The following is a 12,449-nucleotide window of genomic DNA, read 5'->3' on the forward strand; positions in this document are numbered from 1 at the left end:
ATGCAACGTAGACTGAAACGTTCGTGGAGTTTCTCGGGACTTGCAACCATGGTACGTATCGTGCTAATGTACTATATGGACTTTTACTCTCTTTTTAATCATCCTGAGCAGGATTGGATAGCGCAATTTGCGCAAGAAGAAGCCCCGCCAGAGCCGAATCTTTTCGACTGGGGGGCTTACTAAAACGAAAATAACTCTAATGGAAACGGTTTGACGGGGGAGCAAGACTTTTTTCTGCTTTCAAAAATTTTTAGCGGACAGCAATAATTTTTTTTCTTTGCCTGAAGAATTTTCAACCATCAGGCAGACTTTTTTTCAGTACACGTCATTGTTTCTGTAATATGAAAGAGCTAAAATGTATATTCGATATATTCCCATAAATAAAGAAGCAGAAGTAGAGCGAATCCACTTCTGCTTCTTTAGTTGCTTTTACCGTTTACAGAGAAATGGAAGGATAGAGGTCATCCCACCATTTGGGATTGTCTTGAAGCCATTTGGCAAACCATGCAAACATGGTATTTGTCCAACTGATTTTACGGTCATGTTCCAGAATAAAATGGTCTTGTCCGGTAAACTCGATAAACTCTACGGTACGCCCTAATGTTTTAAGCGCATTGTACATGTTCACGCTTTCGGCTGTCGGTACATTCGTATCCACGGAGCCATGAAGCAAAAGCAGAGGGGTATGTATTTTATCGGCATTGAAAAGAGGACTGTGTTTTACATACAGATCCGGATTATTCCAAGGGTAACTCTTATAAGCAGCTACGGAGTTGTAACCGATACCCCAATAGCCGCTGCCCCAATAGTTGCTGATGGAACTGATACCCGCATGGCTGATTGCAGCTGCAAAGATATCGGTCCGGGTTTGTATATACTGGGTCATGAATCCGCCATAGCTGGCCCCGAAACATCCGATTTTTTTTGCATTGACGAAGCTGTGATTAGCGGCAAAAGCCTTTGTCGCTTCAATAATATCGGAGGCCGTTCTTGTACCCCAGGCATTGAGATGTCTGGCTGCAAATTCCTGTCCGTACCCGGTCGTTCCGCTGGGATTCAGCGTATAAACCACATATCCCTGTGCCGCAAACATAGGCAGGCTGTAGGCCCCTTCCATTGTTCGCTGTGTGGGGCTTGTGCCCCCATAGTAATAAACCAGAAGAGGATATTTCTTATTCGGGTCGAAATTGGGAGGCAAGAAATACCAACCCTCTATTACGGTGCCATCTTCGGAAGTATAATTCCAATCTTTACATTCAGATACTTTGATGCCTTTGAGTTTTTCCGCAGATAGATCCCAAACCATATGGGTTTTATTCTTTTCGATGCGATAAGCGCGGTCTGCATTTTTCGTGCTCTGGCCGATATACCATACAGAGCCGTTTATTCTTGACACAGAGAAGTTTCTCACAACATCTTCTTTCGTCTCTATCTGGCTGATTTTGTTGGTTTTGAAATCCAATCGATAGAGGGATTTACGCGAGCCGTTTTCTGCAAGAAACACATAAGAGTTGTTTTTATAATCGAACTGGCCAAATTGAACGGCCGGGTTAAAGTGTTTCGTTAACGGTATGGCCTGTTTCTTTTGTTTATTATAGAGAAACATTTGTTTGTCATAGTCATTCGCCGGCATATCCTTTGCCAGATCTTTTCCTATGCCGTTGAATGCATTGGCTGATCCGAAAATCAATATTTTATCGGCTTCGGGCACATAATAAGCAGCATCGATTCCGAATTGTTCGGATAATAACGTATCTACTGCTCCGTTGGAAGCCGTGTATTCCATAATCGAAGTTCGGTAAAATGGGAATTTAGTCCAGTCTCGTTTATAGATGCCTAACAGCAGTTTATTACCGTTGTCGTGAATATCCATGATGCTTACAGAATGATATCCGAAAGTTACAGGAGTAGAGATGCCGGTGCCGATATCATACTTGTAGATGCTCGATCTGTTTCTCCAGTTCGGCTGTCTGTCGTCGGGATCCAAATGTCTGATAACCTTTTTGTCTTTTTTAGGCCCTTTCTCTTCTTTATAGTAATAAAGTGCATCCATCTTAGGGCTTATGACAAAACTTTTCTCAGGCAAATCTGCTACAAGTACATTTTCTTTACCTTCGGGTATATCTTGTATGACAAGCATATTGCGTTTTCCTTCTGTTTTGATTTTATATAAAGTAGAAGGAGCATGTTTCAGCCAATGAGAGTCGTTGAGAAAATTATCATCCCTAAGAATTTCCCCTTTTTGATTTCTTAGTTGTGTGTAATAGTCTGTTTTGGCCTTATTTTTCACCATATATCTTAGAAGGGTGTAGTTTCCGTTGGGTGAGGTTTCGACAGAAGAGATGAACTTACCGTTCATCATATATTCCAGAGTAAGATATTTTTCTTTGGACAACGTTTTCTGTTCTGCTAGCGCTTCTTCCGTTTTCTGTCCTTTCTTGAGATACAGGATTTTGAACTGAGCCTCGACGCTGTCTTTCGGTAATATAATTGCTTTTACGGCAATTATTTTCTTACCGGGAGTAAGTGTAAGCGGATGAGAAAGAATAGCGACAGAGTCGGCTTTGGCATCTGTTTTCTCTATCGATTTGATGAATTTATTGTCGATATACAAAGCATAACGTCCTTTCCCGTAAAGATTCAATTCGCCGGTGCTGTAAGTTTCTGAAATGAAATCGAACGAATATACAGCCATGCTGTTATTCCCGTTATTTGCGGTTAACTTCGGAATCCGGAAATAACCGTTTTCATCAGGTATTACAGCTTCCCCTTTTCTATTGGGCAAAGTGAGGGCGGCATTCAACAACAAGGTGTTGGAATAAGCTTTCTTGTTAACATCGGTACTGTCTACAATCAATGTTTTAGGCAATTCCACTGGTCCGTAGATTTGAGGATTGGACGGCTGTTGTGCAAAAAGGCCGGCAACACTCCCCAAAGCCAGTGTCAGTAATAAAGTCGGTTTTAATTTCATGTTTTTGGTGATTATTTGAATTAGGTTAATCTATAAATCTCTTTGTTATCTCATGGTAGTTTTCTATTCTCCGATCCCGGAGGAAGGGCCACCAGCGTCTTACGTTTTCACTGTGTTTCAGATCAATGTCTACCAGGGCGATTTCTTCTTCCGTGCCAAGTTCCAGTAGCAGTTCTCCCTGAGAGCCGGCAACGAAACTGTGTCCCCAGAACCGGATACCTTTCGTCTGATTGGTCGGGTCTGCTTCATGCCCGACTCTGTTAACGGCCACCACAGGCAATCCATTAGCTACGGCATGCCCTCGCTGTACTATTTGCCATGCTCTCAACTGTCTTTCCTGTTCAGCCTGTACATCGGAACTTTCCCAGCCTATGGCAGTAGGGTAGATCAGTATTTCTGCTCCGGCTAAGGCCATCAAGCGTGCTGCTTCCGGATACCATTGATCCCAACAGACCAGTATGCCTAATTTCCCTAACGAAGTATTTATTGGTGTAAAACCCAAATCTCCCGGTGTGAAGTAGAATTTCTCATAATAGGCCGGGTCATCGGGAATGTGCATTTTACGGTATTTCCCGGCTATGGTTCCATCTTTTTCCAGCACGACGGCGGTGTTGTGATACAGGCCGGCAGCCCTTTTTTCAAAAAGAGACAATACAAGGACAACGCCCAATTCTTTGGCTAACTTGCCGTAATGATCGGTGCTGGGGCCGGGGATGAGTTCGGCCTGGTCAAACAGTTCCACATTCTCGTGTTGGCAAAAATATAAGCCATTATGCAATTCCTGAAGAATGATAAGTTCGGCACCCTGGCGAGCTGCTTCTCTTATCTTTTCGGACAGTCTTTGTATGTTGTCAGAGATATTCTTCGTGTTGCTTTGTTGTATGATTGCTGTTTTCATATTTGGTTGAAGTTGATAAAACCTTGAGGTATTTGCATGGTTGCACAGTGAAGACTTCCGTGTTGCTCGATAAGCGGTCTGCAGTTTACAGGAATTACAGGCATATTTATAGCGGCTTGCAATCGCTCTGCTGCCGGTTTATCCTCTTTGACACCGTAAACAGGAAACAAGATGGCTCCATTCACAAACAGGAAATTGGCGTAAGTGGTCGGCAAACGATGTCCGTCTTTTGCATATATCGGTTCCGGGAGGGGGAGAGGAACTAATTTGTACGGTTCTCCTTTGTAGTCGACCATTTGTTTCAACTCCTTTTCCATTTGCTGCAGTTCCATGAAATGTGCATCTTTTTTATCTTCACAACATGTATAAGCAATGGTGTCGGAGGTTAAAAAACGTGCCAGAGTATCCACATGTCCGTCCGTATCATCACCTTCGAGCAGTCCATGCTCAAGGAGCAACAGTCTGTTTGCCCCGAGTTTTTCGGAAATACTTTTCAATAACACTTTATGATCGATTCCTGCATTACGATTTTCTTCGAACAGACAGTGCTTTGTGCTTAGTATGGTACCGAGTCCGTCGCTCTCGACCGAACCGCCTTCAAGTACATATTCGAGACGGTTGCAGAGTTTGATGTTCGGATTGAATATCCGGCGCGAGAATAATTTCCGCGTTACCCTGTTATCCTTGTCGGCCGGAAACTTCATGCCCCAGCCGTTAAACGTGAAGTCGGACAGATACAATTTTCGTTTGTTATCTCTGAACGCTAAGGGACCGTAATCACGTATCCACGTATCATTAGTGGGGATTTCGATAATTTTAATCGAGTGCTCTTTTTGTTCGATACTTTTTATCAGTCCGGATACGCGTTGAGGCTCCGGGGTTAGGATGATGAGATTTTCAAATCGGACAATGGTGGCGGATATGTCTTTATAACAATCGTCTATCTCTGCCAACATCTCATGCCAATCAGTCTCGGGATGCGGCCATGACAATATAACTGCATCCTGTTTTTCCCATTCGGGGATTAACGTAAGCGACGTGGTCATTGATTCTGTTTTTATAAGTTATTCAGTTTTGTAACCAATTGTTCCCAATAATCACCGGCAATCCAGTGTCGAAGATCTATATTGTTTTTAACTGCATTTCGAATGGCCGTGGAAGAGATCTCCATAATCGGTGCATTTTCCAAATATACAGGCCTTGTACCATATAATGTGGTATCTACGGGATACCCTCTTCGTGGATAGATGTATACCGTGAACCCGGCAAGCAACCTTTCATATTGGTGCCATTTATGAATCTTTGCCCAGTTATCCCCCCCGATAAGCAACTGAAAATGAGTATCCGGATGCATTAAAGATATTGCTCTCAGACTGCTGACGGTGTAGTGGGGGCGAGGTAAGATTGCTTCGATGGTACACAGTCTGAAACATGTATCTTTTTTTATTGCATCGTTGATAATGGATGCTCTGAATTCAAAAGGTAGCTGTTCTTTAAGGTCTTTCCATGGATTCACAGGGCTTAGGACAAACCAAACCTCATCGATACCGTTTTGAACGGCGAGGTAATTGGCAATAGCCAGATGTCCGATATGCAACGGGTTGAAAGACCCGAAGTACAGGCAAACATTTCGTTTTTTTTCTTCGCAACAGGGAAAAGAGGGGTAAGTCATATATACAGTCGGAATTAGGGTACAAGATCCAGCGTTCTCATTGCCAAGTCGATTTCTTTTTGCTCCCCGGTATGCTTTCCTTCCACATCGCTTAGTTTTACACAGTTATGCCATTTGTCTTTTTCTGTCATTTTGCAGGCCCATAGTTTCATTACGATGTTCATCGGTTTTACATGCTCTCCCACATCGTTGGAGAAGTTAGTGCCGATACCGAAAGAAGCCCCTATGCGGGAACCGCATTCTTTTTTTATCTTAAGGGCCTGCTGTGCATCCAAGCCATCGGAGAAAATGATATATTTTATTGTCGGATCGACACGCAGTTCGACATATCTGCGGATAACCTTATTTATAAATAAAATAGGATCTCCGCTATCATGCCTTAGACTGGTGAACAGCATGGCATGTTTCTTGCTGAAGTTGCTCAGGAATACATCTGTGGTATAGGTGTCTGTGAGTACTGTGCCGAGGTCTCCGTCATATACGTTGATCCAATCTTCCATGGCCATATAGTTAGCCATCTTGTAACCGAACATGGCTCCGTGGAATTGAATCCATTCATGCGGATGAGTGCCGGACACACGCAAGTTATGCTTGTATGCCAGATATACATTACTTGTTCCGAAAAAATTCTTTCCGGAATTTTCTTTGACGTATTTAGTTACCCAGTCTTCTATTTCGAAGCTGAAACGTCTCCGCATCCCAAAAAGAGAGAATGTAACCTCATTTTCTTTCAATAGACGTGTTTTGTCTGCAAGCGATCGTGTTGCATGCTCCATATCCGGATGGATTTTCTTGACTTTATAGTACAATTCGCTTACGATGGCTAATATGGGAGTCTCCCACATCGTAATACGGTAAAGAAGTCCTTTTGCTTCGATATGGAGATGTCCGTCTTTATCCTGCTCGATTTCCACCTCCTCGGGCTTGTATCTGAATCCTTGTAAAAAGTCGACGTATGTGGGGGGCAGGTATGGCAATTCTTTGGTTAAGAAATGAGCTTCCCGATCGGAAAGCCTAAGATTTGCCATTTCGTTGATTTCCTCACGGAGAAGTTCTGCGAAACCGGCAGGATAAACCAGGTTGTTCCGGTCTATAAACTTAAAATGCCCGAAAGCTCTCGGATATAATTTGCTATAGGCATAGCTTGTTGTAAACTTATACAAGTCTGTATCGAGGACACTCTGAATTATAGCCATAAATCTATGTTGTTTTAATATTATTATCGATATTTTCTTTCCGGTATGCCGCTAACATTTTATCGATTTCCGTCTTACTGATATGTTCCGTATTGGTAACCATAAACTTAGAGCTTAAGAAATTGCCGTACTGATTGCATTGATAGGCAAGTTTTTCAAAAACGGCTTTTATATCGTTTTTGAAAGGTAAGAGGAAAAATAAAACTGCATAATTTTCTCCGAAGTTGATTTTTTCTATTTCACCTTTCTGCTGATCGACTATTAAGCCGAATTCATCCATGATCAATTTCTTTTCGTATTCTTTGAACGGTTCAAGTGCCTGATGATATATCAAGGCCTCCATTCTCATCAGACCGTTATGACCGCCCAGACCACTGCTTATGGCAATTTGCTTTTCATCTATCAACTCGGATAAAACACCTAATCGAGCCTCTAATTGAGCCATCAAGGCCCACTGGCGAAGTACGCCGGGTTGTTCCGGGACAAAAGATTCGATTAACCGCAGGGCTTCTATATTCCCACCTATGGCCAGATGAGAAAGATAGTCCATCAAGATAGCAGTGTCTATCGATTCACTGTTTTCTAAAATTTGCTTGGCTTCGGTTATATAATCGGGTGTCACTTTGAACATCTTTTTCCTGATCAGTGTCGATTGTCTGAAGTAATTATTTTGTAAGGTCAAAGGAATAGCCTCATCCAGTTGGTGGATGTGTTCGAGCATTTCTTCCGGTATTTCGGGAATTCTGTTTTTATCTTGAGACTGTATCATAAATACGGATAAAAAATAGTAAACTGTCTGTTAAAGTTAGAAACTCTTATGGCTTCTGTTTTCTTTTTGTCCCGGTTGTTAATCTTGTCATACACATAATAAAAAAGACCATAACAACCTAATTATATGATAAAGATAACATTTAAGAGCAGGATACGGCACATGAATGTCCAATAAAACTCCAAAAGATTATTTTATGAGGTTTGGACGAAATAAGAGACCGATATCCTTTTCAAAATATACGGTTGAAAAATAGAAAGACGGAACTGAGAGATTTTTTATTTTTATACTTGCCGGATTTTTGACACACAAGCCATAGAAAGTAGATATAAAATTTATTCAAACATTTACGAGACGCTAAAGGTTAAGGAATGTATTTTATCTTTGTATAACTTATGAAGCATATTAGGAATTTTTGCATTATTGCACATATAGACCATGGTAAAAGTACCCTGGCCGACAGACTTTTGGAGACGACAAGAACCATTTCTGCAAAAGATCTTCAAGCACAAGTCCTTGACAATATGGATTTGGAGCGTGAGCGTGGTATTACGATTAAAAGCCATGCCATACAGATGGACTATGAATACAAAGGAGAGAAATATGTTCTTAACCTTATAGACACGCCGGGGCATGTTGATTTTTCTTATGAAGTATCCCGCTCGATTGCTGCTTGCGAGGGGGCTCTCTTAGTGGTCGATGCTGCTCAGGGCATTCAGGCACAGACCATATCGAACTTGTATATGGCTTTGGAGCAGGATTTGGAAATTATACCCGTCATTAATAAGGTCGACTTGCCGGGAGCAATGCCCGATGAGGTAGAAGACCAGATTGTAGAATTATTGGGGTGCGCACCCTCGGATATTATTCGTGCAAGCGGAAAGACGGGTATCGGAATAGAAGATATACTGGCTGCTATCATTGAGCGAATACCGGCTCCGGACGGATCGCCCGATGCCCCGTTGCAATGTTTGATTTTCGATTCGGTTTTTAATCCTTTTCGAGGTATTATCGCATATTTCAAAGTTGTAAACGGATCTATTGCTACGGGCGATCTGGTTAAATTCATTGCCACGGGCAAAGAATACGATGCTGATGAAGTCGGTGTATTAAGGCTGGATATGGAGCCTCGGAAAGAGGTGAAGACAGGTGATGTGGGATACATTATTTCGGGTATAAAAACCAGCAAAGAAGTCAAGGTCGGGGATACCATTACCCATGTAGTCAATGGGGCAAAAGAGGCAATCTCCGGTTTTGAGGAAGTCAAACCGATGGTTTTTGCCGGATTGTATCCGATAGATACCGAAGACTTTGAGAATCTTCGTGCATCTTTGGAGAAGTTACAGTTAAATGATGCTTCTTTAACTTTCACTCCCGAAAGTTCTGCAGCTTTGGGATTCGGCTTTAGATGCGGTTTTTTGGGTCTTTTGCATATGGAAATCGTTCAGGAGCGTTTGGACCGGGAATTCAATATGAGCGTTATCACTACGGTTCCCAACGTTTCTTATAAAGTATATGATAAAAAAGGCGGATGCAAAGAAGTTCATAACCCTTCCGGACTACCGGATCAAACAATGATAGATCACATCGAAGAACCGTATATCCGGGCTTCGGTAATTACCAATACGACCTATATAGGACCAATCATGACCCTCTGCCTTGGTAAACGCGGACAATTGGTGAAGCAGGAATATATTTCCGGAGACCGGGTCGAGATTTTTTATGATTTGCCGTTAGGTGAAATCGTGATCGACTTCTATGATAAGCTCAAGAGTATTTCAAAAGGTTATGCTTCCTTCGACTATCATTTGAGTGACTACCGGCCTTCCAAACTGGTTAAGTTGGATGTACTCTTGAATGGTGAACCGGTGGATGCCCTTTCCACGCTTACTCATGTGGATAACAGTGTATCTTTCGGACGCAGAATGTGCGAGAAACTGAAAGAGCTTATCCCCCGTCAGCAATTCGATATTGCCATCCAGGCTGCCATCGGTGCCAAGATTATAGCTCGCGAGACGGTCAAGGCTGTTCGGAAAGATGTGACCGCTAAATGTTATGGTGGAGACGTAAGCCGTAAGAGAAAGTTGCTGGAGAAGCAAAAAGAAGGTAAAAAACGCATGAAACAGATTGGAACGGTTGAGGTTCCGCAGAAAGCTTTCCTTGCTGTACTTAAACTTGACGACAACTAACAATGGAAAAACCCAAACGCAAGTATACGAAGAAGACTGCCGATGCCGAGTTAATGCCGATAGAGGGGCGTATTCCTCCTCAGGCGTTGGAACTCGAAGAGGTGGTATTGGGTGCCTTGTTGCTGGAAAAAGATGCCTACGGACAGATAAGCGAATTGCTGAAACCGTCTTCATTTTACTTGAAAGCTCATGAGATAATCTTTCAGGCTATCATGAATTTGGCTCTGAATCAGCATCCGGTCGATATGCTTACGGTTACAGAAGAGTTGAGAAGATTAGGAGAGCTCGAAACCGTAGGCGGCCCGTCGTATATTGCAGGTTTGACCATGAAGGTGGCGAGTACTGCGAACCTCGAATTCCATGCAAAAATACTATCGCAAAAAGCCATCAGTCGTGAAATCATCAGCTTTGCCTCCGATGTCCTTCGGAAAGCATACGATGATGCGGAAGATATCGAAGACCAGATGCAGGAAGCCGAAGGCAGGCTTTTCGAGATTTCACAAGGCAATATCAAACAGGATTTTAGCCCTGTAGGTAATCTGGTTTCCGAGGCTATGACCGATATTCAGAACGCCATGAACAGGCAAGAGGGGATTAGCGGTCTGGCATCCGGATTTCCGGCTATCGATGCTTTGACTTCCGGCTGGCAAAAATCTGACTTGATTATTATTGCAGCCCGCCCGGCCATGGGAAAGACAGCGTTCGTTCTTTCCATGGCTAAAAATATAGCTGTGGACAATAATGTTCCCGTGGCTGTTTTTAACTTGGAAATGAGTGGCGTACAGTTGGCAAAGCGTTTGTTGCAGAATGTTTGCGAAATCGATGGTACGAAGATAAAGAACGGCCGCCTGTCCGATCAGGAATCCAAACAGCTTTTCACAAAAGCAGAGGAAGTACATAATGCTCCTTTATATATAGATGACTCTCCGGGACTTTCGATTTTCGAATTAAGAACGAAGGCCCGCAGATTGGTTCGGGAGCACAATGTCCAGCTTATCATTATCGATTATTTGCAATTGATGAATGCCAGCGGCATGGGTTTCGGAAACCGTGAGCAGGAAGTGAGTATGATTTCGCGCTCACTGAAAGTTCTGGCAAAAGAATTGAAAATACCTATTATAGCCCTTTCTCAGCTTAACCGTAGCGTTGAAACTCGACAGGGAGACATTAACAGCAAAAGGCCGCAACTCTCAGATTTACGAGAATCCGGCGCTATCGAGCAGGATGCCGATATTGTGTGTTTCATCCACCGCCCCGAGTATTATAAGATTTATGAGGACAAGAACGGAATGAGTCTGAAAAATGTGGGTGAATTCATCATAGCCAAACATCGTAACGGCCCCATCGGGGATGTCTATCTTACTTTCATCGGGGAATATGCCAAATTTTTACCATTACAACAAGTCGACTCTTCAAAGGATAATAATTATACTCTTAGAGAATCTACCGTTGTTCGTCCGATCGGTTTGGATGCGAGAACATTGTCTGAAAGTGCGTCAGACTCGTATTTGGATGCAGCGAATGAATTCTCTAAACCATTTTAATACAATGATTTTATGACTCATGAGATTTGTCTGAACGAATATGAGATACGTGCAAAGAAAGTTCAGGAAATGATGAAACATCAAGGGGTTGATGGTCTATTGATTGCTTCAGAAGTCAATTTGCTTTATTTAACCGGAAAGATTTTTATGGGGGCGGTTTACATACCAAGTGAAGGCAGCATAATCAAATTTATCCGTAGACCTTTGTCCTTGTCTTCCGATGCTTCTTTTGGAGGATATGTGATTCGAAAGATAGAACAGATACGGGAATTACTTGCAGAACAAGTTGCGAGCCCTGAGCAAAATGCAAAGATCGGTTTGGAACTTGGAGAACTGCCTTACAGCGAAATAACCCGTCATCAGAACATTTTTGATAGTGACGATTTTATTGATGCTACCGCACTCATGAGACAGGTACGTATGGTGAAAACGAATAATGAGATTGAAGAAATCAAACTTATTGCGAATATCCATGTTTCATTGATGCAAAAGATTCCGGCTATTTACAGGAAAGGAATGACCGACCGGGATTTTCAGATTGAAATCGAGCGGGAAATGAGGAAGATGGGGTCAATCGGAATATTCAGGAGTTTCGGGATTACCATGAATATCTTTATGGGTTCTGTGCTGACGGGAGATAATGCAGATGCTCCCTCTCCGTATGATTTTGCTTTAGGAGGTGCAGGTGTGTGCGCATTGCCGATTGGAGCGAACGGATCGAAAATTAAAAAAGGACAATCCGTTATGATCGATATGGCAGGGAACTTTGGTTCTTACATTACGGATATTACCCGTACATATTCCCTTGGGAAATTGCCGCAACAAGCATATGAATTGCATGAATTGAGCAGAACGATGCATCGGGAAATCATGCAGAAAGCGCGTCCGGGAGTTTCATGTGCCGATATTTATAATATGAGTCTGGAAAGGGTTCAAAAAGCCGGGGCACAAGACTTTTTTATGGGACATACGCAACGTGCTCAATTCGTGGGGCATGGTTTCGGATTGCATATCAATGAAATGCCGGTTTTAACGGGTCGAAGCAAAGATGTCCTGCAGCCGGGAATGACTATTGCCTACGAACCGAAGTTCGTTATTCCGGGTGTCGGAGCTGTAGGAGTGGAGAATTCCTATTTAATTACAGACAAAGGGGTAGAACTCCTCACAGAGCTGAATGAAGAAATTATCGATATTGACAAATAAACTTTAT

At 42.7% G+C, this 12,449-nt stretch carries 9 protein-coding genes and 1 pseudogene; 4 read left to right on the top strand and 6 right to left on the bottom strand.

Translation table 11 applies throughout. The features are described from left to right. Positions 1-183: pseudogene (locus tag A3GI_RS11750) on the top strand (IS4 family transposase); the annotation flags it as partial. A 253-nt stretch (positions 184-436) separates the two neighbouring features. On the opposite strand, the gene A3GI_RS0108915 reads toward A3GI_RS11750, so the two are convergent. The 6 genes from A3GI_RS0108915 to A3GI_RS10970 are packed head-to-tail and all read right to left on the bottom strand — an operon-like array spanning position 437 to position 7,506. Further along, the gene (locus A3GI_RS0108915; RefSeq protein WP_018361106.1) at positions 437-2,971 is read right to left on the bottom strand and encodes an alpha/beta hydrolase family protein; all 2,535 of its coding nucleotides are present in this window, start codon (positions 2,969-2,971) and stop codon (positions 437-439) included. A 25-nt stretch (positions 2,972-2,996) separates the two neighbouring features. Next, positions 2,997-3,869, bottom strand: a complete 873-nt coding sequence (locus A3GI_RS0108920) for a carbon-nitrogen hydrolase (protein ID WP_018361107.1) — start codon at positions 3,867-3,869, stop codon at positions 2,997-2,999. After that, positions 3,866-4,915: an agmatine deiminase family protein gene (locus A3GI_RS0108925; RefSeq protein WP_018361108.1), complete on the bottom strand. Its 1,050-nt coding sequence runs from the start codon at positions 4,913-4,915 to the stop codon at positions 3,866-3,868. The genes A3GI_RS0108920 and A3GI_RS0108925 overlap by 4 nt, the downstream gene beginning before the upstream one ends. 11 nt (positions 4,916-4,926) lie before the next feature. Next, a complete protein-coding gene (nadD, locus tag A3GI_RS0108930) occupies positions 4,927-5,541 on the bottom strand; it encodes a nicotinate (nicotinamide) nucleotide adenylyltransferase (protein WP_018361109.1) in 615 nt (204 codons plus the stop codon). A 14-nt stretch (positions 5,542-5,555) separates the two neighbouring features. Beyond that, positions 5,556-6,737 (bottom strand): nicotinate phosphoribosyltransferase, encoded by a 1,182-nt coding sequence (gene pncB, locus A3GI_RS0108935; RefSeq protein WP_018361110.1) that lies wholly within the window; start codon positions 6,735-6,737, stop codon positions 5,556-5,558. Between the two features lie 4 nt (positions 6,738-6,741). Beyond that, a complete protein-coding gene (locus tag A3GI_RS10970) occupies positions 6,742-7,506 on the bottom strand; it encodes a hypothetical protein (RefSeq protein WP_018361111.1) in 765 nt (254 codons plus the stop codon). 395 nt (positions 7,507-7,901) lie between these two features. On the opposite strand from A3GI_RS10970, the gene lepA reads away from it, so the two are divergent. From lepA to A3GI_RS0108955, 3 genes are read left to right on the top strand one after another with little or no spacing between them, the layout of a single operon-like run. Beyond that, a complete protein-coding gene (lepA, locus tag A3GI_RS0108945) occupies positions 7,902-9,695 on the top strand; it encodes a translation elongation factor 4 (protein WP_018361112.1) in 1,794 nt (597 codons plus the stop codon). Positions 9,696-9,697: 2 nt separating this feature from the next. Further along, positions 9,698-11,239 carry a replicative DNA helicase gene (gene dnaB / locus A3GI_RS0108950; RefSeq protein WP_018361113.1) on the top strand — a complete coding sequence of 514 codons (1,542 nt, stop codon included), beginning with the start codon at positions 9,698-9,700 and terminating at the stop codon, positions 11,237-11,239. Between the two features lie 12 nt (positions 11,240-11,251). After that, entirely contained in the window at positions 11,252-12,442 is a 1,191-nt protein-coding gene (locus A3GI_RS0108955) for a M24 family metallopeptidase (RefSeq protein WP_018361114.1), read from the top strand. Positions 12,443-12,449: the final 7 nt, after the last annotated feature.

The organism is Porphyromonas macacae DSM 20710 = JCM 13914, assembly GCF_000379945.1.
In the GTDB taxonomy this organism is placed as follows: domain Bacteria; phylum Bacteroidota; class Bacteroidia; order Bacteroidales; family Porphyromonadaceae; genus Porphyromonas; species Porphyromonas macacae.

What these genes read in the sequence shown, in the direction of transcription:
- A3GI_RS0108915 (WP_018361106.1), bottom strand. Translation starts at nt 2,971, where the DNA reads ATGAAATTAAAACCGACTTTATTACTGACACTGGCTTTGGGGAGTGTT.
- A3GI_RS0108920 (WP_018361107.1), bottom strand. Translation starts at nt 3,869, where the DNA reads ATGAAAACAGCAATCATACAACAAAGCAACACGAAGAATATCTCTGAC.
- A3GI_RS0108925 (WP_018361108.1), bottom strand. Translation starts at nt 4,915, where the DNA reads ATGACCACGTCGCTTACGTTAATCCCCGAATGGGAAAAACAGGATGCA.
- nadD (WP_018361109.1), bottom strand. Translation starts at nt 5,541, where the DNA reads ATGACTTACCCCTCTTTTCCCTGTTGCGAAGAAAAAAAACGAAATGTT.
- pncB (WP_018361110.1), bottom strand. Translation starts at nt 6,737, where the DNA reads ATGGCTATAATTCAGAGTGTCCTCGATACAGACTTGTATAAGTTTACA.
- A3GI_RS10970 (WP_018361111.1), bottom strand. Translation starts at nt 7,506, where the DNA reads ATGATACAGTCTCAAGATAAAAACAGAATTCCCGAAATACCGGAAGAA.
- lepA (WP_018361112.1), top strand. Translation starts at nt 7,902, where the DNA reads ATGAAGCATATTAGGAATTTTTGCATTATTGCACATATAGACCATGGT.
- dnaB (WP_018361113.1), top strand. Translation starts at nt 9,698, where the DNA reads ATGGAAAAACCCAAACGCAAGTATACGAAGAAGACTGCCGATGCCGAG.
- A3GI_RS0108955 (WP_018361114.1), top strand. Translation starts at nt 11,252, where the DNA reads ATGACTCATGAGATTTGTCTGAACGAATATGAGATACGTGCAAAGAAA.